At 63.4% G+C, this 19,374-nt stretch carries 16 protein-coding genes and 1 pseudogene; 9 read left to right on the top strand and 8 right to left on the bottom strand.

All coding sequences use genetic code 11. From position 1 onward, the window contains the following. Positions 1–158: 158 nt before the first annotated feature. Positions 159–968: a DUF3108 domain-containing protein gene (locus GGD66_RS14625; RefSeq protein WP_183258368.1), complete on the bottom strand. Its 810-nt coding sequence runs from the start codon at positions 966–968 to the stop codon at positions 159–161. A gap of 525 nt (positions 969–1,493) precedes the next feature. Here GGD66_RS14625 and rpmB point away from each other — a divergent pair. The 6 genes and pseudogenes from rpmB to ftsZ all read left to right on the top strand — a co-directional run bounded on the left by rpmB (position 1,494) and on the right by ftsZ (position 7,373). Continuing rightward, positions 1,494–1,805 (top strand): 50S ribosomal protein L28, encoded by a 312-nt coding sequence (gene rpmB / locus GGD66_RS14620; RefSeq protein WP_183237845.1) that lies wholly within the window; start codon positions 1,494–1,496, stop codon positions 1,803–1,805. 232 nt (positions 1,806–2,037) lie between these two features. After that, on the top strand, positions 2,038–3,015 hold the full coding sequence (locus GGD66_RS14615; protein WP_183258191.1) for a RelA/SpoT domain-containing protein: 978 nt from the start codon (positions 2,038–2,040) through the stop codon (positions 3,013–3,015). Next, positions 3,008–5,062, top strand: a complete 2,055-nt coding sequence (locus GGD66_RS14610) for a hypothetical protein (RefSeq protein ID WP_183258190.1) — start codon at positions 3,008–3,010, stop codon at positions 5,060–5,062. Before GGD66_RS14615 ends, GGD66_RS14610 begins: the two co-directional genes overlap by 8 nt. Before the next feature lie 145 nt (positions 5,063–5,207). Next, a pseudogene (locus GGD66_RS42420) lies at positions 5,208–5,309 on the top strand (hypothetical protein); the annotation flags it as partial. Positions 5,310–5,457: 148 nt separating this feature from the next. Then, entirely contained in the window at positions 5,458–5,970 is a 513-nt protein-coding gene (locus tag GGD66_RS14600; RefSeq protein WP_183258189.1) for a hypothetical protein, read from the top strand. A 146-nt stretch (positions 5,971–6,116) separates the two neighbouring features. Further along, entirely contained in the window at positions 6,117–7,373 is a 1,257-nt protein-coding gene (gene ftsZ / locus GGD66_RS14595; protein WP_183258188.1) for a cell division protein FtsZ, read from the top strand. A gap of 398 nt (positions 7,374–7,771) precedes the next feature. Here the strand turns inward: ftsZ and GGD66_RS14590 are convergent, their stop codons facing one another. Further along, positions 7,772–8,527: a hypothetical protein gene (locus tag GGD66_RS14590; RefSeq protein WP_246788893.1), complete on the bottom strand. Its 756-nt coding sequence runs from the start codon at positions 8,525–8,527 to the stop codon at positions 7,772–7,774. Positions 8,528–8,618: 91 nt separating this feature from the next. Between GGD66_RS14590 and GGD66_RS14585 the strand changes: the two genes are divergently transcribed. Beyond that, the gene (locus tag GGD66_RS14585; RefSeq protein ID WP_183258187.1) at positions 8,619–9,944 is read left to right on the top strand and encodes a DUF2235 domain-containing protein; all 1,326 of its coding nucleotides are present in this window, start codon (positions 8,619–8,621) and stop codon (positions 9,942–9,944) included. Between the two features lie 350 nt (positions 9,945–10,294). After that, on the top strand, positions 10,295–10,540 hold the full coding sequence (locus GGD66_RS14580) for a PilZ domain-containing protein (protein WP_026201681.1): 246 nt from the start codon (positions 10,295–10,297) through the stop codon (positions 10,538–10,540). 228 nt (positions 10,541–10,768) lie between these two features. Here GGD66_RS14580 and GGD66_RS14575 read toward each other — a convergent pair whose 3' ends face one another. The 5 genes from GGD66_RS14575 to cobS form a co-directional block, all read right to left on the bottom strand. Further along, positions 10,769–11,176 carry a hypothetical protein gene (locus GGD66_RS14575; protein ID WP_018320584.1) on the bottom strand — a complete coding sequence of 136 codons (408 nt, stop codon included), beginning with the start codon at positions 11,174–11,176 and terminating at the stop codon, positions 10,769–10,771. A 335-nt stretch (positions 11,177–11,511) separates the two neighbouring features. After that, positions 11,512–12,624 carry an NADH:flavin oxidoreductase/NADH oxidase gene (locus GGD66_RS14570; RefSeq protein WP_183231904.1) on the bottom strand — a complete coding sequence of 371 codons (1,113 nt, stop codon included), beginning with the start codon at positions 12,622–12,624 and terminating at the stop codon, positions 11,512–11,514. Between the two features lie 223 nt (positions 12,625–12,847). Continuing rightward, positions 12,848–13,930, bottom strand: a complete 1,083-nt coding sequence (locus tag GGD66_RS14565) for an esterase-like activity of phytase family protein (protein ID WP_183258186.1) — start codon at positions 13,928–13,930, stop codon at positions 12,848–12,850. Next, the gene (cobT, locus tag GGD66_RS14560) at positions 13,927–15,831 is read right to left on the bottom strand and encodes a cobaltochelatase subunit CobT (protein ID WP_092261307.1); all 1,905 of its coding nucleotides are present in this window, start codon (positions 15,829–15,831) and stop codon (positions 13,927–13,929) included. The genes GGD66_RS14565 and cobT overlap by 4 nt, the downstream gene beginning before the upstream one ends. Before the next feature lie 138 nt (positions 15,832–15,969). Continuing rightward, on the bottom strand, positions 15,970–16,968 hold the full coding sequence (gene cobS / locus GGD66_RS14555) for a cobaltochelatase subunit CobS (RefSeq protein ID WP_092261308.1): 999 nt from the start codon (positions 16,966–16,968) through the stop codon (positions 15,970–15,972). Positions 16,969–17,261: 293 nt separating this feature from the next. Here cobS and GGD66_RS14550 point away from each other — a divergent pair, with 293 nt between their 5' ends. After that, positions 17,262–17,921 (top strand): DedA family protein, encoded by a 660-nt coding sequence (locus GGD66_RS14550; RefSeq protein ID WP_183258185.1) that lies wholly within the window; start codon positions 17,262–17,264, stop codon positions 17,919–17,921. Between the two features lie 161 nt (positions 17,922–18,082). Here GGD66_RS14550 and GGD66_RS14545 read toward each other — a convergent pair whose 3' ends face one another. Then, complete coding sequence (locus tag GGD66_RS14545; RefSeq protein ID WP_183258184.1) at positions 18,083–19,300, bottom strand: citrate synthase family protein; 1,218 nt, start codon at positions 19,298–19,300, stop codon at positions 18,083–18,085. Positions 19,301–19,374 lie beyond the last annotated feature (74 nt).

Below are 19,374 nucleotides of genomic sequence, written 5' to 3'. Positions count from 1 at the left end.
GCACCGCGCCGGGAGCCTCGAAGGATGGACGGCCCGGTTGCGGCGGCTGGCGCTGGTTTCCTCGCGGTGAGAGCCGGGCTGTCGCCCTTCGAGGGCCGCCAAAGAGGCGGCCACCTCAGGGTGACGAGTTAACAAAGGATAGGCGCGGAAACAGCCACTTACTGCGTCTTCGCCACCCTTGGCGGCTGGGCCGTGGTGATGAAGCTGGTGGCTTCCAGCATGGCCGGCCCCAGGGGCGTCGGCACTTTCAGCCAGAACGGGACCAGGATGCGGGTGCCGGCGACGGGGGCGAAGGCGATCTCGATGTTGCGCTGGGCGGCGAGGTATTTGATCACGGGCCGGTCCGGGATGTAGCCGGCGACGGGCACGAAATAGAGCGAACAGACCACCACCGGGCCGTGATAGCCCTTCTCCGCCTTCACGCTCTCCATTCGCTTGAAATCGAGCTTCAGATCGTAGCGCATGCGGCCGTCGAACACGGGCGCCGAGTTGTGGCAGGCGTCCGGCGAGACCGGGTCGCCATTGCCGGGCACGCGCAGCAGCGAGGCCGTCATGGGGTCCCAGACGCCGCGGCGGTGCGCGTCGGTGACGACGATGCGGTCCGGATCGACCGGCGGCTCCGGCAGAATGGCAAAATCCTTCACATTGCCCTTGTCGAGCGTGATGCGGATCTCTTCGGTCTTCTTCGAGGTGGTGGTGGAGGCCTGGTAGCCGGTCGCAACCAGCGCGCCGTTGACGATGCGCCCTTGGCTAGCGCCGGTGCCAGACCCGCCGGTGAACGACTTCAGCAGCCCCGAGGTGCCGCCCGCGGCCGCCGCCGAGAACACGTCGTCCTGGATGTCGATGTTCCATGCGCCCTTGCCGACGGGAATGCCGGCCAGCGAGGCCTCATACTGCGCCTCGAGCTTGCCCTGCGCCGCCGCCGGCACCGCGCCCCACGCCACCACCACGCCGCAAAGCGCCGCCAGCCAGCCGGCAACGCGCGGGCGGACTGAGCGCTGTTCTGGCGCAAAAGGGGACGTTGTGAGCACGAAACAATCCAATCGGGGCGCGACGGTTGTTACTTAAGCCAAAAACCGCGGCAAACAATGTGTCCGGGCGTATCGAGCCGGGAACTCCACCGGAGTCTTCAGGCGCGAATACGCCCTTTATGTGATGGTAAGGCGCGACAAACATTGCCGTTTTGGTGATCGGCGGTAGCCGGGAGCGCTCACCTACCTCCACCCACTCCGCCGTCATGCCCCGGCTTGACCGGGGCATCCAGTACGCCGCGCCCCCCCTGGTCAGCCGCACCGCCGCGGAGTACTGGATCGCCCGGTCAAGCCGGGCGATGACACCTGTTGTGGCGCGCAAATCCCCGCCCAAAACCTTGACTGCCCGCCCCTTCCCCCCTATACGTCCGCCCGCTCCCTGCAAGGACAAAAGAATTAGCCCCCGTGGCGCCCAGAATGGCGGCCGCAATCGTTGGGGGATCAGCTCTAAGGATTTATGCCATGTCTCGCCGCTGCGAACTGACGGCCAAGGGCCCCCTCGTCGGCCACAAGGTCAGCCACTCCAACATCAAGACCAAGCGCCGCTTCCTGCCGAACCTGGTCAACGTGACCTTCATCAGCGAAGCCCTGGAGCGCAACGTGCGCCTGCGCGTCTCCACCAACGCGGTCAAGAGCGTCGACCACAATGGCGGCCTCGATGCCTTCCTGCTCAAGGCCAACGCCGACGTGCTGTCGCCGCGCGCCCTCGAACTGAAGCGCGCCATCCAGAAGAAGGTCGGCCCGACGACCGCACCGGCCAAGAAGGCCAGCTGAGTTTTTCAGAGTTAGGGCGGGGGCTAAGTTGCGTCGCGTGGCGTAGGCTTAGCCAAGTAAGAGTTTGCGTTGCGGCCGGATCGGAAGATCCGGCCGTTTTTGTTTGATGAGAACAAGCTGGAAGAGCGCCGCCCCCGTTACCATCTTGCCGATCGCTACGCGACGATGCACCATTGTGAGAAGAAAGCGGCGCCGTGCATAGTGAAAACGGTCGTCGAAGAGCGAGGGGAGGATGAATCTCCAAGAGTACGAGACGGAACACATCGCGCTCTACCAAGAATTTTGTCAGATAATCCGGAACATTCTAGAGAGAGTGATTGCAGCGAATGGATTGCCGCGGCCGCAGTCTATTCAATGTCGGGCCAAAGAGCCCAAGAAACTGAGAGCGCGACTAGAACAATCGGCCGCTCTAGACTCTGATTACATCGAGGCCCTACGCCGGGACCTCGCTGGCGTTCGAATCATCTTTTATACCAACACCGATGTTGATCGTTTCGTTGGCTCGCGCTTGATATTTGAGAATTTCGAGGTCGAGGAAGATGGAGTGAAAGTCCATCATCCGACGGAGGAGAATGATGGAAGCCAGTATCGCGGAATTCACTACACGATTCGACTAAAGAGCGATCGAGCAAAACTAGCGGAGTATGCAAAGTTTCACGCGTTGAGGTGCGAGGTGCAGGTGCAGACTATACTGCATCATGCGTGGTCGGAGACGTCCCACGACATTCTTGACAAGAATGAGTCGCGTGATGGGTTCGGAGCCAGAGCGATGGAGATGATTCAAAGTCGCTTTAATCGAATCATGACGAAGCACCTGCTTCCAGCCGGTTATGAGTTCCAACGGGTCCAACACGACTACGAGCGGCTGCAGCAGGGCAAAGAACTCTTTGACCGCGACCTGCTGTCGCGACTGGAGGATGCCTCCAACAACAACGAGCGACATGAGATCTTAGCTTCTCTCAAACAAGATGTACTCCCACACTATGATGATATTGGCGCCATTTATGGCGACGTGCTGGCGGCAATTGTAAACGCATCGCGAAGATCAGCGAGCACACCGGTAGTACCCATCGTTACTCCGTTTGGAGAAATGCCCGGGAAAACGTCAGCCGACGTTGTTTTAGTGGCAGTCGAGATTATTCAAATATTTCGTTACGTGGATATCAGCGGCAGTTTTAACGCACTGTGCGAGCTCTACCACAATGGATGAAAACGTTGTTCGCAAGAAAGTTATAGATGTAGCTGCCTCGCTGGCACAGCACGACTTAAACGTTTGGAGAAGCGTTGGACCTGGGGTTCAAGTGGCCCTCTTGGACGCAATTGGCGCCCTGACAACCGAAGCCCGCATTGAGAATCGCGACATCATTCTCGCCGTTTGCCGACAAATCCTTTCGCCAGAAATTGAAGGCACCGAGTGGAACGCGGCTTCCGTTACGCTACGAACTGGAATGGTACCTGTCACTTCCCAAGTCACCGAGATGAGAGAAAGGGCAATTTCGGTCCTATTCGAGCTGTTTAGGTCGGCAAGCACGGATGCTGAACAGCGCGAAGTAGTCAACGTGCTCCGGCAAGCTAACTATCCAGGCGGCCGTGCGGAGATAAACTCCGACATGCTGAACCTGACACTCAAGAATTCAACTACGATCAATCAATTCCTCGCTGAAGCATCCCATAGCATTTCCTACGAGCTAAAAGAATCAATCGAAGAAACTAGCTGGCGCGAATACCGTCGCGCCCATGACATCTCAGTCTCCCCACTCAGGGCGGAATGTCACGCCTCCGCTGAGGAGCTGATGCGCACTATTGAGCGGCTTCGAGACATTTACAATGAAGACGAGCTATTCGGTAAATTTAAAGTTCTGGTTGGGTTTGAATCCGTTTTTCCGTTCCAATGGACTGACTACAAAGAGCGCGGCGCAGACGACTACAATGCTCGCGAAAAGTATCGTGCCTCGGAAGCCTCTCGCTATATCGATTCCATGAATGCGGATAACGAGGCCGATTGGTTCGCCCTTATCGAACGAGTGGCATCTGTCGAATCCAACGACTTGGCGACCTTCCCGCCATTCACCAAATTTCTCACCGATCTCGCGCGTTCGAAGCCTCACGCAGTTGCGCGTCTGTTGCAGCGCGGATCCGCGAAGGTAAACAGGTTTCTGCCTGCGATCCTCGCCGGACTATTCGAAAGCGACGATCAGAGTGTGTACCTTGACTTAGTTGAACTCATACTAAAGGGGGGCGATCATCTCGGTGCAATAGCTCGACATTTGCGTTTGACGAGACGCGCACGTCCTGAGCTCGCAATTCGCACATTGTTGCGAGCTATCGAGACCAAAAATGATGTCGCCGTTGCCGAGTGCCTGATGATGGCCATGGACTCTCACCCTGATGGCCAGCCTGAAGGTCATCGATTTTTTCGACCTGCGATTGAGTATCTAAATTCCAGAGAAATCTATTGGTGGGTTCAATCCGCTTGGATGGTCGGGGAGGCGTCAAAATTCTTTGCTTCGCTCTCGAAAGAAGAGATTGCTCTCTTCATTCCTGCCCTCGTGCACGCCCCCAAGATAGAATATGAAGCAGAACGGATATTGATCCAGATAGCCAAGCACTATCCCGAGGTCGTGTGGGATTGTTTTGCGCGCCGCCTCGAAAAGAAGGAGTCCGTGGGTCAAGACCATTATGAAGCGGTGCCCTACGAATTCCATGGATTGGAGCAAGAACTATCAAAGGACCCAAAGTCGGCGATCGAGCACGGCCGAAAGCTCTACTCTAGCGATTCCAAGCTGTTTAGGTATGGCGGCGGCCGGCTACTAAGCATCGCATTCCCAGGCTGTCCTCCGACTTTTGCCAACGAACTGACCGAACTTGCCAAAGGAGGCACGAAGGATGACGTGGAGTTCATTCTATCTGTGCTGGAAAACTATGAAGGAGAAGAAACAACGCACGATGTTTTGAAGGAAATCGTCGCTCGCTTTCCTGAAGAAGAGAATATTCGGACTGGGGTGGCAATCAGTTTCGAAAATACTGGCTTGGTGACGGGTGAGTTCGGTTTTGCGAATGCCTTTAGAGAGAAGCTGCGGATGATCCGGTCATGGGAGAATGATTCACGACCGCAAGTGAGAAAATTTTCTGAAGGCATGATTGGACATTTGGAGCTTCGGATCGCAGACGAACAGCGCCGCGCGGAGGAACGTAAGGCCCTTAGAGAGCTGGAGTACGAGGAAAGTCATGACTCCCCTAAATCCTCGCCGAAATGACTGGTCACTCCCCTACCCACTCTCCTCCGCGGCTCGCACTCCTATTGATTTCTCCGCTATACTCGCTCCGGTAGCATCACCCCGAGGCGCATCCCATGGACCACGCGCGTGACCCCGCCCCAACCCCTCCCCCAAAAACCTCGTCATCTGCTGTGACAGCACCGGCGACGAGATTTCGAAGAACATCTCCAACGTCCTGAAGCTCGATCGCTGCCTGCGCAAGACGGACAATACGCAGCCGCGGCAGATATCCCGGGGGTCGGCCCGGTGACAGCACTCGTAAACACCCTCCGCGCCCGTTAACCGTTCATTAACCAACGCACCCTAGCCTGCTGTAATCGTCCAGCCATCATTAGCTCGAAATGCCTTCCCGGTTCGCTCCAGGAGAAGCGCCGATGTGCGTTGCGTTGTTGACGTATGCCGATCTCAGTGCCCGCCTCAATATCTCGCGCGAGGCCGCGCGGTCGCTGGCGAGACGACGCCGGCTGCCGCGCTCGCGTTCGGATGACGGCAAGGCCCTGGTGAGCGTTAATCTCGACGAGCTCCGGTACACGCCCCGCCCGCGACGTGCCCGCCGGGCAGATCCCATCGCCGCCTCCATGGCAAGGATCGAGGCAATCAAGATCGAGTCCTTCAAGGCGGAGATCGCGCGGCTCGAAGACGTCGCAACCGCCTACAGGGCCGTGTTCGAGCGCGAGCGGGAGCGCGCCGATCGCCTCGCCGTCGAGCTGCAGCAGGCGACCGCCGAGACCATGGCAGCCAATTTGTGGGCGGCGCGACTGGAAGACGAGGTGACGGCGCTGCGGAGCGATCGCCGGGGCGGCTCGATCGCGGGACACGCCGCGCGTCGATTGGGACATCTGGCCGCCGCCATCGTCAAAGCAGACCGCGCGGCTAGAGCGCGATGAGATTGAGATGAATCGTCATCGCGCTCTAGTTTTTGTTCGAGCATGATCTTTTCGGAAAACCGCTTCGCACTTTTCCGGATCATGCTTGCAGGTAGCACTCGAAGACTTCTCCATCCCCGGCTTGCCGGACCAATCGTGAGGGAAAAATGGCTGGCAATATCGATATTCATGAAATGAAGGCCCGCATCGTCGTGTTCGGTGTCGGCGGCGCAGGCGGCAACGCCGTCAACAACATGATCACGGCCGGGCTGCAAGGGGTCGAGTTCGTGGTCGCCAACACCGACGCGCAGGCGCTGGCCATGTCGAAGGCGAAGCACCTCATCCAGCTCGGCACACATGTCACCGCAGGCCTCGGCGCCGGCTCGCAGCCGGAACTGGGCCGCGCCGCAGCCGAGGAGGCCATCGATGCGATCCGCAATCAGTTGACCGGCGCGCACATGGTGTTCGTGACTTCAGGCATGGGCGGCGGCACCGGCACCGGGGCTGCGCCGGTCGTCGCCAGGACCGCGCGCGAGCTCGGCATTCTCACGATCGGCGTGGTCACCAAGCCGTTCTACTTCGAGGGCCAGCGCCGCATGCGCTTTGCCGAGGCCGGCATCGAGGAGCTGCTGAAGACGGTCGACACCCTCCTGATCATCCCGAACCAGAACCTGTTCCGGGTGGCCAGCGACAAGACCACATTCGCCGATGCCTTCGCCCTTGCCGACCAGGTGCTTTATTCGGGCGTGGCCTGCATCAGCGACCTCATCGTCAAGGAAGGCCTGATCAATCTCGATTTTGCCGACGTCCTCTCCGTCATGAAGGAGAAAGGCAAGGCCATGATGGGACGGGGCGAGGCCTCCGGCGAGAAGCGCGTGCTCGCCGCCGCCGTCGCCGCGATCTCCAATCCGTTGATCGAGAACCCCTCGATCAAGCGCGCCAGTGGCCTCATCATCTCCATTACCGGCGGCAAGGATCTCATGCTGTACGAGGTCGACGAAGCGGCCAGCCGCATTCGCGACGAGGCCGACCCGGACGCCAACATCATCGTCGGCGCGTCCTTTGACGAAAGCTTAGAGGGCATCGTCCGCGTCTCGGTGGTGGCGACCGGTATCGACAATCTCGACCCGGCGCAGGAGCTGCCGGTGGAAACCGCCCTCACGCAGCTCGCCGGCAGGCTGCGCAACGACGGCCGCCGCATCGCCGATCGCATCGAGCGCAGCGCACCAATTCCGCAAGCGGGCAGCCCGCCGCTCCGCCCGCAGCCGCACCACCCGGTGGGGCCACCGGCACGGCCGGGTCTGGACGGTGCGCGGCAGCCGGCGCTTCAGCCGCTCGATCCTTATGGCCGCGCGCCTGCCCGCAATGCGCCCGACGAGGCCGTTCTCGATATCCCGGCCTTCCTGCGCCGCGCCGCCAACTGAGTGGTGGCGAGAGCCGCGGTTGCCAATGCCGGAACTCAATCGCTGCTACGCGACAACGCGCTGAGATTAGCCTTGTTCTAGCTCCGCCTCTCCCGCTTGCGGGAGAGGCCGACGCGCCCCGGGCGATGCGAAGCATCGTCCCGAGCGCGGCGGGTGAGGGTTCTCACCACTCGGGGACATTCGCCGCGATTCTCAACAATCCCAATGCGGAGACAGCCCCCACCCCAGCCCTCCCCCGCAAGCGGGAGAGGGAGCCGACTGCCAATGCCGCCGCATCGTGCACGCCATAAGCGATAGCCCTGCCCGCAAGCGGGAGAGGTTGAGCGAGCCCGCGGCCCGCTCGATCCAACCAAAAGCCATCCTGCTCCAGGTCAGCGCGCTTAGAGCGCGCAGATCATTCAAGCAGCCGTGCTGCGCGGGCTCTCCGCGGTTTCCTTCTTGTCCGGCTCCTTGTCGCGCGACAGCCAGGCCGGAAAGCGAAGCAGGCGTTCGTTGGTGTCTTTCGGCAGCTCGACGGGCGGCGCTTCAACGGCCGAACTCGGCAAGTCCAGCGCTGCCTGTCCGGATCGCACCGAATCCGCGCGCTGATCCAGTTCGCGCAAGAGCGGATCGAGCACGCTGTCGATCTCGGTCGCCACCGACACGAGGAAACTATTGAGCTCGCGCGCCTCGGGCACGACGGCCGCAGCCGATTCGATCGCGCTGGAGAGACCGTCGACGACGGGCGCAAACGCGCCGGCGGCTTGCTTGACTCGCGTCTTGATCATTTCGATCTCGCTCAGGACGCGCTCACGCTCCCGCCTTTTCTTCTCTTCGATGAGGCGGGCTTCGATTTCGGCGATCTGGGCCGTCAGGGTCGTGGCTTCGGATGCGAGCGCATCGCGTCGTCCGCGCGCGCGATCGAGATCGCGGCTGAGATTGTCCACTAAGTCGTCCTTTCCGAACATGGCTTTGCTCCGTAGGACAGGCGATTTGCCCTGTAGGACGGCCTTGGCGCGAACCGCCAGCCTCGCCACCGACCGGATGGCCGGATCGGTCGAAACAGGCATCAACCTCGGTCGCGTCACATGGGCCGACATGGTGATCCCCCCATCGTCAACATTAGGCAACCGCATGGTTAACAAGGGGTTAATATCAACAGATGATGGGGCCATGGGGCTGCATGCCGCGGCGCCGCCTTCGTCTCCTCCCTGCCACTCCTTTCCGCTATACTCGCCCCGGTAGCATCCCCCCGAGGCGCATCCCATGGACCACGCGCGCGACCCCGCACCCAACCCCTCCCCCAAAAACCTCGTCATCTGCTGCGACGGCACCGGCAACGAGATTTCGGAGAACATCTCCAACGTCCTGAAGCTCTATCGCTGCCTGCGCAAGACCGAGAAGACGCAGCCGCGGCAGATGGTGTTTTACGATCCCGGGGTCGGCACGGTGACGGAGCCGACGACGTGGCACCGGCTCAAGGCCAATATCAACCTGGTGCTGGGGCTCGCCACCGGCTACGGGCTCGATGACAATGTGCTCAGCGCCTATTGCTTCCTGGTCGAGCACTACGCGCCGGGCGACAAGATCTATCTGTTCGGCTTTTCGCGCGGGGCCTACACGGTGCGCGTGCTGGCGGGGCTGATCCACAAGGTCGGGCTGATCAGGCCGGAGCAGGCGAACCTCGCAGGCTCGGGCCTCGTCGCCTACAAGCAATATTCCGGCACCGGGCGCGGCAACGACATCGAAGACCTCAGGAACGTCGCCTTCGACGACCAGGGGCCGCTGCCGAAGGATGAGTTCGATCTCGCGGCGCAGTTCGCGCGCATCACCTCGACGCGCTGGCCGACCATCCACTTCATCGGCGTGTGGGACACGGTGGCGAGCGTGATCGTGCCGCGCGCCGACCGGCTGTTCTGGCCGAGCCTGGAGGAGCTCGCCTTCACGCTGCGCAACCCCAGCGTCAAGATCTTCCGGCAGGCGATCGCGATCGACGAGCGGCGCTGCATGTTCCGCCTGAAAAAGTACGAAGAGCCGCAGGAGTTCTGGAGCAACCGCTACGTCCCTGATGAAAAGAAGGTGCCGCAGGACATTCTGCAGGTGTGGTTCGCCGGCGTGCACAGCGACGTCGGCGGCGGCTATCCGGAAGCCGAGAGCGGGGACTCCAAATATCCGCTGATCTGGATGATCGCGGAGGCGGAGAAGGCGGGGCTGAACTTCAACCCGGCGACCATCAAGCAACTCGCCTGGGGCATCCAGCGCAAGAACTCGCCGTTCCAATATGTCGAGCCGGCCTACACCGGGAAGACCGGCGTGCTGCACGATTCGATGACGGCGGGCTGGCGGCTGCTGGAGTTCTTGCCGAAGAGCGCGAAGTACAAGGAGTGGCCGGAGCGGAAGGTTTATTTCGGCTTCTACATCCCCGATTGCGAGCCGCGCCCCATCCCCGATGGCGCGCATGTGCATGAGAGCGTGTTGAAGCGGATGGCGGTGGAGCCGGATTACCGGCCGGTGAATCTGCCGAAGGACTATGTGACGGTGCCGATGCCGGTGGGGCCGCAGCATGCGGAGCTGGAGACGGCGGGCGTGTGAGGAGAGCGGCGCGCTCATAATGATGGGTGTGGAGGCAGGTGCGCGCATCACGCTCAGCCGTCGTCCCTGCGAAAGCAGGGACCCATAACCACAGGGAGGGTTTTGGCGAAGACTCGTTGTTCGGGACTGCTACCGCGCGCAACCGATGGATCACGCGGTATGGGTCCCTGCTTTCGCAGGGACGACGGCGGAGTTTGAGGTGACACCCCACCCCGCTACCGCCGCTTTCTTCCTTCGCCGCTACTTTTCGTTAAAATTCTTCCGCCCGCCTTAGCTGGATCGCATCATCTGCGTTCCATCATTGGCTCCGAACCCGCCGCGAGAACCTGCGGAATTGGAGGAGAGTGCCAATGTATCCGCGTAAATATGCCCGCGTGAAGCCTGCCGGGCTGGTGTCGCGCCAGGCCAAGATCATCACCGACCCGCGCGCGCCCGTGATCAACTGCACGCTGATCGACTATTCGCCCGGCGGCGCCTGCGTCGATCTCGGTGGCCAGGTGAACATCCCCGACCGCTTTGAGCTGCTGCACGTCAACACCAAGAAGCGCTGCCGCATCGCCTGGAAGCGCGGCACGCGCGTGGGCGTGGTGTTTTGAGGGACGCTGGAGTCACAAGCGCCGCTGCGCTGGAGGTGCGCTCCCTCCCCCGCTTGCGGGGGAGGGCTGGGGAGAGGGTGTCTCCGCAGAGGGATTCCCCCAGCGGAGAGAGCCCCCACCCGGCGCGCGGGACGATGCTTCGCATCGCCCGGAACGCGCCGACCTCCCCCGCAAGCGGGAGAGGTTGTAGCGAGCCCGGAGCACGATTGTTCTCCAACAATTCCCCCGCTACTTCCGCATCCGCGCCTTCGCGCCGCCGACGATCTGCATGGCGACGCCGGCGATCCAGCCGAGCAGAGCAAGCCAGGTCCAGACCAGATGCGGGTCGAGGCGGAGCACGATGACGGCGACGGAGGCGAGCGCGGTCAGCGTGGCGCAGAGCGTGCCGGCGGCGCTGAGGAATTCGGCGGCGTCGATCTCGCTATGCGCTTCGTCGAACGGCAATTGCGGCGTGTCGATGCCGAGATAGAAGCCGACGAAGCCCAGCACCATCATCACCAGCAGAAAGCCCTGCGTGGTGAGCGCCGATATCGCCGATCCGACATAAGCGCCGACGAACAGCCCGCACGCCGCGCCGGCCATCGCAAGCCCGACACGCTCGAACACATGAGCCGTATTGCGAACACGAAACCGCATGGCAGGCCTCCGCGAGGAGTTGGGTCGCGCAAGGTTAGGCCAGTTTTGGGGTGCGTGGAAGCTGGGGGGATTTACGGATGCGGGAGGGCTGGTGCGTGAGAGACGCGAAAGGCGCGCTTCACATTCCGCTGTCGTCCCTGCCTAGTGCGCAATTGCGCACGGGAGCAGGGACCCATAACCACAGGACGTGGTTTGACGAAGACTCTTAGTTAAGTTGTCAACGCAGACCGGGGATCATGGTGAGATCACGCGGTATGGGTCCCTGCGCCCGTGCGCAATTGCGCACTAGGCAGGGACGACAATGGTGGTCGTCGCGCCACACCAGCAGCGCGCCTTCACCGCGCCCCGAACGTGGTCTTGCCGAACAGCGCCTTCTGCGTCGAGGGCTGCGAGCGCCAGTATTGCGGCGGGGCTTCGACCTCGCCGCCGACATCGGCGGCGGCGTGCCAGGCCCAGCGCGGATCGTAGAGCATGCCGCGGGCGAGCGCGATCATGTCGGCCTTGCCGGATGCGACGATCTCTTCGGCCTGCTTGCCCTCGGTGATCAGGCCGACGGCGATGGTCGGCAATCCGGTCTCGCGCTTGATGGCCTCCGCAAACTGCACCTGGTAGCCGGGGCCGAGCGGGATCTTCTGCAGCGGCGAGACGCCGCCGGAGGAGGCATCGATCCAGTCGACGCCGCGCGCCTTCAGCGCATTGGCAAACTCGATCGTCTGCGCCAGATCCCAGCCGCCCTCGACCCAATCGGTCGACGACACCCGCATGCCGACCGGCTTGTCGTGCGGAAACACCGCGCGCACGGCATCGTAAATTTCGAGCGGGAAGCGCATGCGGTTCTGCAAAGACCCGCCATATTCGTCGGTGCGCTTGTTGGAGATCGGCGACAGGAACTGATGCAGGAGATAGCCGTGCGCGCCGTGCAGCTCGATGGCGTCGATGCCGATGCGCTCCGCGCGCTTGGCGCTGTCGACGAAGGCCTCGCGGATGCGCTTGAGGCCCGCTGCATCCAGCGCCAGCGGGGCGGCCTCGCCCTCCTTGTGCGGCAGCGCCGATGGGGCCACCGTCTGCCAGCCGCCCTGCTCCGCCGGGATTAGTTGGCCGCCGTCCCAGGGCCGCGCGCTACTGGCCTTGCGGCCCGCATGGGCGAGCTGCATCGCGATCGCGGTGGAGGAATGCTTGCGCACCGAAGTGAGCACCTGTTTCAGCGCGGCTTCGGCGGCATCGCTGTAGAGCCCGAGGCAGCCCGGCGTGATGCGGCCGATCGCCTCGACATGGGTCGCCTCGATGCAGAACATCGCCGCGCCCGACAGGCTGAGATTGTTGATGTGGGTGAAGTGCCAGTCATTGGCGACGCCGTCGTCGGCCGAGTATTGGCACATCGGCGACACCACGATGCGGTTCTTCAACGTCAGGCCGCGCAGCTTGATCGGGGAAAACAGGACGCTCATGCGGGGGAGTTCCGGGGGGATGAGAGGGGCAGTTGAGAGAGTGTAGTGGGCGGGCGGCGGATTGCCAGTTGCGCGCCGGGAATGGCGGGTAGTGGCGGCACGCATTGCGACCGCGGCTTGACGCGAGACCGCGCCACACATTCTGCCGTCGTCCCGGACAAGCGTCAGCGCAGATCCGGGACGACAGTGGAGATTGGGCGCGCCCCGGGACGACGGCGGAGAACTACTCCGCCAGCGTGAATTGCAGCAGCAGGGTCCGCTGCAGCATCGAGAAATTATCGTCGGAGATCAGCGTCAGCACGGTCTCGCCGTCAGCCGTGACGTGGGCGTCGATGCCTTCCATGTTGTCGATCTCGTGGCCGAGATCGGCGGCGAACAGCGCGGGGCCGTCGACCAGCGCACCGGGCGTGATGGATTTCAGAGGGATCGAGCGGATGCGGATGTTGACGCCGGTGAACCAGGAGAATTTGCGCTCGAGGATCAGAAGCTCGCCGCTCGCCAGCAGCACGGCATCGCTGATGTCGTATTTCTCGGTACGGCGCACGCTGAACTGGCCGGGCGAGGGCCCGCCGATCAGGAAGGCTGTGAGGTTGCCGTCGGCATCCAGCCCGCGCTCGGAGAAGGCGATCAGGGTGCCCGCCAGCGGCAGGTTCTGGTCTTTGCCTTTGGGCACGACGACCAGCGCCTCCAGCCCTTTGTTGGAGGGCAGCTTGCGGAGTCCCGCCGGCACCGGCACCACCTCGCCGCGCGCGCGCGTGCCGCCCTTGGAGAAATCGTAGCGCAGGATCTGGTTGACGCGCTCGAGCCCGACATAGACGAAATTGCCGTCGCGCGCGATCGATTCCGAATCCCACCACAGCCGCTTTTCCGTGATCGGCCGCCCTTCGGCACCGAGCAGCGGCGCGGCTTCGACGTCGTCGAGGCCGGTCATCTTGCCACCGGAATAGCGGATGCGACCCGTGAACCAGCCGCCCTGGTCGGACACCGCGAGGAAGCCTTCGCCCTTGGCGTCGAGCCGGATGCCGGACAGGCCGCCAAAGCCGCGATAGCGCGAGGTCAGCACCAGGCCGCTGCGATATTCCAGCGAGCCGAAGCGCGTCCGCGTGCGGTCACGCGGCTCGAAATTGGGAATGACGCGCGCGTTGACCTCGACGCTGACGGGCTCGACGACGGCGTTCTCGACCTGAAGCGCGCGCGGCGGCGGCTCGGCCACCCCTTGCGCCAGCGCGGAGCGGGAGAGTGCGAGAGTGGAGAATCCCGCCGCAGCGTGCCTGAGGAAGCTGCGGCGGGATGGATGCGTGCTCACGAATGCAATTTGCGTCGCGGGCGACCGGCCGGCTGGGTAGGTGCGGTGTTGGTCTCGCTGAAGAGTTCGGCGAGCTTCTCGGTGATGGCGCCGCCGAGCTCTTCGGCATCCACGATCGTCACCGCGCGGCGATAATAGCGCGTCACGTCGTGGCCGATGCCGATCGCGATCAGCTCGACCGGCGAGCGGGTCTCGATCTCCTCGATGATGTGGCGCAGGTGCCGCTCGAGATAGTTGCCGGGATTGACCGACAGCGTGGAATCGTCGACCGGCGCACCGTCCGAGATCATCATCAGGATCTTGCGCTGCTCGGGCCGGCCGAGCAGGCGCTTGTGCGCCCAGTCCAGCGCCTCGCCGTCGATGTTCTCTTTCAGCAGGCCCTCGCGCATCATCAGGCCAAGATTCTTTCGCGCACGACGCCAGGGGGCGTCGGCCGACTTGTAGATGATGTGGCGGAGATCGTTGAGGCGGCCGGGATTGGCCGGCTTGCCGGCGGCCAGCCATGCTTCGCGCGATTGCCCGCCCTTCCAGGCGCGCGTGGTGAAGCCCAAAATCTCGACCTTGACTCCGCAACGCTCCAGCGTGCGCGCCAGAATGTCGGCGCAGGTCGCCGCGACCGTAATGGGTCGTCCGCGCATCGAGCCGGAATTGTCGAGCAGCAGCGTCACCACGGTGTCGCGGAACGTCGCCTCCTTCTCGTGCATGAAGGACAGCGGATGATAGGGATCGGTGACGACGCGCGACAGGCGCGCGGGGTCCAGAATGCCCTCTTCGAGATCGAACTCCCAGGCGCGGTTCTGCTGCGCCATCAGGCGGCGCTGCAGGCGGTTGGCGAGGCGGGCGACGATACCCTGCAGATGCGCCAGCTGCTTGTCGAGATAGGCGCGCAGGCGCTCCAGCTCGTCATGGTCGCAGAGGTCCTCGGCCGCGATGATCTCGTCGAACTTGGGCGCGAAGGCGTGGTATTCCGGCCCGCGCGGCTCGTTCTTGCCGTGCTGGTTCGGACGCGTCGCCTCGCCCGGGGTCTCGTCGTCGCCGAGCTCGCCGTCGTCGAAAGTGTCGGAGGTCGAGGCCTGCGCGCTTTCCATCGCGCTCTCGCTCATCTCTTCCGAGCTCGCCTGCGCCTGGTCGGCGCTCATCTCCTGCGCAGCGTCGGAATCGGGCGAGCCCTCGGCGCCGGACTGGTCGTTGTCGCCGTCCTGGTTCTCGTCGTTCTCGTCATCGTCCTCGCTGTCGGCGTTGCGCTCGTCGCCGATATCGAGCGCCGTCAGGAGATCGTGCACGGCGTCGCCGAACCGGGTCTGGTCCTCGACCAGGGTGTCGAGCCGGTCGAGCCGCTTGCCGATCTTGTCTTCGAGGATGGGACGCCAGAGATCGACCATCTTCTTCGCGGCGGTCGGCGGCGCCATGCCGGTCAGGCGCTCGCGCACCAGCATCGCCAGCGCGTCCGCCAGCGGCGCGTCGGCACGGTCGGTGATCTCGTCGAACTTGCCGCGGTGAAAATGGTCGTCGAGCATCGCGGTGAGATTCTTCGCGACGCCCGCCATGCGGCGCGCGCCGATCGCCTCCACCCGCGCCTGCTCCACCGCCTCGAACACGCCGCGCGCCTGCGGATTGCCGGGCATCAGCTTGCGATGCAGTTTTGCATCGTGACAGGCGATCTTGAGCGCGATGGAATCGGCGTGACCGCGCACGATCGCCGCATCACGCTTGGTCATTTTGCGCGCGGGCTCGGGCAGCCGCGCCTTGCCGGGCGCAAGGCCCGGCCGCTCGGCCGCGAAGGAGACGTCGAGCTCCGGCGTCTTGGCGATCGCCTTGAGACAGGACGCCACCGAGCGCTTGAACGGCTCGGTCGGCGCTTCCTTGGTGTTACGGAATTTGGAGTTGGAGGTGGTGCTCATCTCGATCTCACCGTCGTCCCCGCGAAAGCGGGACCCATAGCCACCGGCGGTAGTCAGTCAGGGAAACTATCAGCGCACTTCAATCGAGACATCACGCGGTGGGTCCCGGCGTTCGCCGGGACGACACACCGAGAGAGATCAGCTCAGTGCCACGTTGACCGCCGATTCCGGCAGCTCCGCGTTGAAGCAGCGCTGGTAGAACTCGGCGACCAGGGGACGCTCGAGCTCGTCGCACTTGTTGAGGAAGGTGACGCGGAAGGCGAAGCCGATATCGCCGAAGATGTCGGCGTTCTCAGCCCAGGTGATCACCGTACGCGGGCTCATCACCGTCGACAGATCGCCATTGGCGAAAGCGTTACGGGTGAGATCGGCCAGGCGCACCATCTTGTTGACGATGTCGCGGCCTTCCTGGGTGCGATAGTGCTTGGCCTTGGCCAGCACGATCTCCACTTCCTCGTCATGGCTGAGATAGTTCAGCGTGGTGACGATCGACCAGCGGTCCATCTGGCCCTGATTGATCTGCTGGGTGCCGTGATAGAGGCCCGAGGTGTCGCCGAGGCCGACGGTGTTGGCGGTCGCGAACAGCCGGAAGGCCGGGTGCGGCTTGATCACCTTGTTCTGGTCGAGCAGCGTCAGGCGTCCGGAGACCTCGAGCACGCGCTGGATCACGAACATCACGTCCGGGCGGCCGGCGTCGTATTCGTCGAACACCAGCGCGACGTTGTTCTGCAGCGCCCAGGGCAGGATGCCGTCGCGGAATTCGGTGACCTGCTTGCCGTCGCGGACCACGATCGAGTCCTTGCCGACGAGGTCGATACGGCTGATGTGGCTGTCGAGGTTGACGCGCACGCAGGGCCAGTTCAGGCGGGCGGCGACCTGCTCGATATGGGTGGATTTGCCGGTGCCGTGATAGCCGGTCACCATCACGCGGCGGTTGCGGGCGAAGCCGGCGAGAATGGCGAGCGTGGTGGCGCGGTCGAAGCGGTAGTCGGAATCGACTTCGGGCACGTGAGGATCGACTTCGGAATAGGCGGGGACTTCGAGATCGCTGTCGATCCCGAACACCTGCCGCACCGACACCTTCATGTCGGGCTGACCGGAAACTTCCTCAACTTTGGACAGAGCGGCGGTCGTCATCAATCCTCCGAGGTCCCGGGCGGTCCCGAAACCGGTTATTCGCACGTTGGCTGCGGCTGGGTGCTGAAAATCAACCTATCAGAGACAACGTGCCGGCAGAAGCCCGGCCACCAATCAAAGTTCCGTTGTCTTTTCATTTAGATAGGCAAGGAACGCAGATTTTGGAGGGCTGCCTTGCGAATCACGCCCAAATTCGGGCGCGTCATGCCCGTTCCGTGCGAATGGCACTTTGGCCGTATGCGGTTACTTATGTAGGGTCCAAAGCTCCGAGCTCCAGCCCCTCAAGAGACGACGTGACGTCCTTCCTTGATCCCCTCATATCCTTCGTTTCCGCCCATCCGTGGCTGGCCTATCTGACCCTATTCCTGGCGGCCCTGCTCGAAGCGGTCCCGGTGGTGGGATCGGTCATCCCCGGCTCGACTATCATCCTGGCGCTGAGCGCCCTGGTTCCGGGCGGCGAGCTGAAGCTGCCATGGGTGCTGCTTGCCGCCGCCACGGGCGCCGTGCTGGGAGACGGCTCGGCTTACTGGATCGGGCACCGGCAGCAGCGCGAGATCCTCAACACCTGGCCGCTGACCAACTATCCGCGCGTGGTCGCGGAGAGCGAAAGCTTCTTCCACCGCTTCGGCACCTGGGCGGTGTTCTTCGCCCGTTTCGTGCCGCCGATCCGCGCCTTCGTGCCTGTGACCGCCGGCGCGCTCGGCATGGCGCCGGCAAGGTTCTACGCCGTGAACATCCCGGCGATCCTGGTCTGGGCTCCCGCCCATGTGCTGCCGGGCGTGCTGGCGGTATCGGCCCTGCACGAATATGCCGGACTGCATCACCACGGCCATGTCGGCAAGCATATCTGGGTGTTGACGGTGGTTGCAGTGGCGATCGTCGGCGGCGTTGGCGTGTGGATCTACCGGCGGCGGAATGGCAGCGGTGTCGCGGCGGCGAAGCGGCAGGGGTAGGCTGCCGCCACACCAAAGGTGTCGTCCCTGCGAACGCAGGGACCCATACCGCGTGATCTATCGATTGAGACCGGCGGGAGTACCGAACGAACAGTCGGCGCCAAACTGCTCCCTGGGGTTATGGGTCCCTGCGTTCGCAGGGACGACAGCAGAGAGATATTCTAACTAGCCCCCACCCTTCGCCCCGGCGCAGGTCCCACATACCGCGCCCTTGGCCTGATCAGCTTCCCGAACTGCAACTGCTCGCTGGCGTGGGCGATCCAGCCGACGCTGCGGGCCATGGCGAACAGAGCGAGCTCGCTGCCGGTGGGAAGGCGCAGCGCGTGCACCAGCACCGCGAGGGCATAGTCGATATTGACGAATTCGCCGGTCGCTTCCGCGATCCGCTCCGGCACCTCGCGCGTGAACTTTCGCGGCGCGCCGGCGCGGGAGAGCGCATTCAGCAGCGATTGCGCGCGGGGATCGCCGCGCTTGTAGACGCCGTGGCCAAAGCCGGCAAAACGTTCGCCGAGCGCGACGCGCTCACGCACCATCGGGGCGACGTCGCGATCGATCAGGGTCTTGACGAGCTGCGAGGCCAGCACGCTCGCGCCGCCATGTTTGGGCCCCTTCAACGAGGCGAGACCGGCGATCACGGCATCATAGAGGTTGAGGCCGGTCGAGGCGGCGCAGCGCGCGGTGAAGGTCGAGGCGTTCAGCTCGTGATCGGCCAGCAGCACCAGCGCGCGGCGAATCAGATCGGGCGCGTGCTTGTTGTCCGCGGCCCAGGCTGTTGCGATCTGCTGATGCAGCGGCTCGGCCGAGGGTTCGGCATTGAGCATCGTCGCGACCAGCAGCCGGACGATGCGGCCACCGACCATGGCGCGGCCGTCGGGCGCGCGGGTGAAGGCACGGGGATCGACGCTCGCGGCCAGCGCGAGCACGGCGATGGCGCGGTCGATCGGCGCGGCCCGGCGTGCGGCTTGCCCGATCGTGCGCATTTCTTCGGAGAGCGCGGGCTGATTGTCCGGGGCGAATGGATCGACCTCGGAGACATCCCAGAGCAGCGTCGCCGTGTGCTCCAGCGTGTCGTTCTCGGCGAGATCGACGCAATTGACGCCGCGATAGATCGCCCCCTCTTCGGTGATGGTGGAGATCTCCGTGTCCATCACCGGCAGGTCGGCGTCGAAGCTGCGCAGGCCGCGCGGCTCCGGCGACGGCACCCGGCGCTCCTTCAGCGCGCGGACGTCCTCGGCACGGTAGCGATTTTTGCGCGAATCCGGCGTCGGCTCGGAGCGGATCAGGCCGCGGCTGACATAGGCGTAGAGCGTGGCCGGCGAGATCGCGAGCTCGGCGGCGGCTTCCCGGGCGGAGAGGTAAAGCCCCTCGGAATTTTTCATATTGATTTATGTAATCAAGATTGATCAATCTGTCGAGAGGACCGAATTTTCCCTGGTGCAACGCAAAGGGAGAT

Source organism: Bradyrhizobium sp. CIR48, from assembly GCF_014198315.1.
Taxonomy (GTDB): domain Bacteria; phylum Pseudomonadota; class Alphaproteobacteria; order Rhizobiales; family Xanthobacteraceae; genus Bradyrhizobium.
This window is presented reverse-complemented; position numbering and strand designations above follow the sequence as displayed.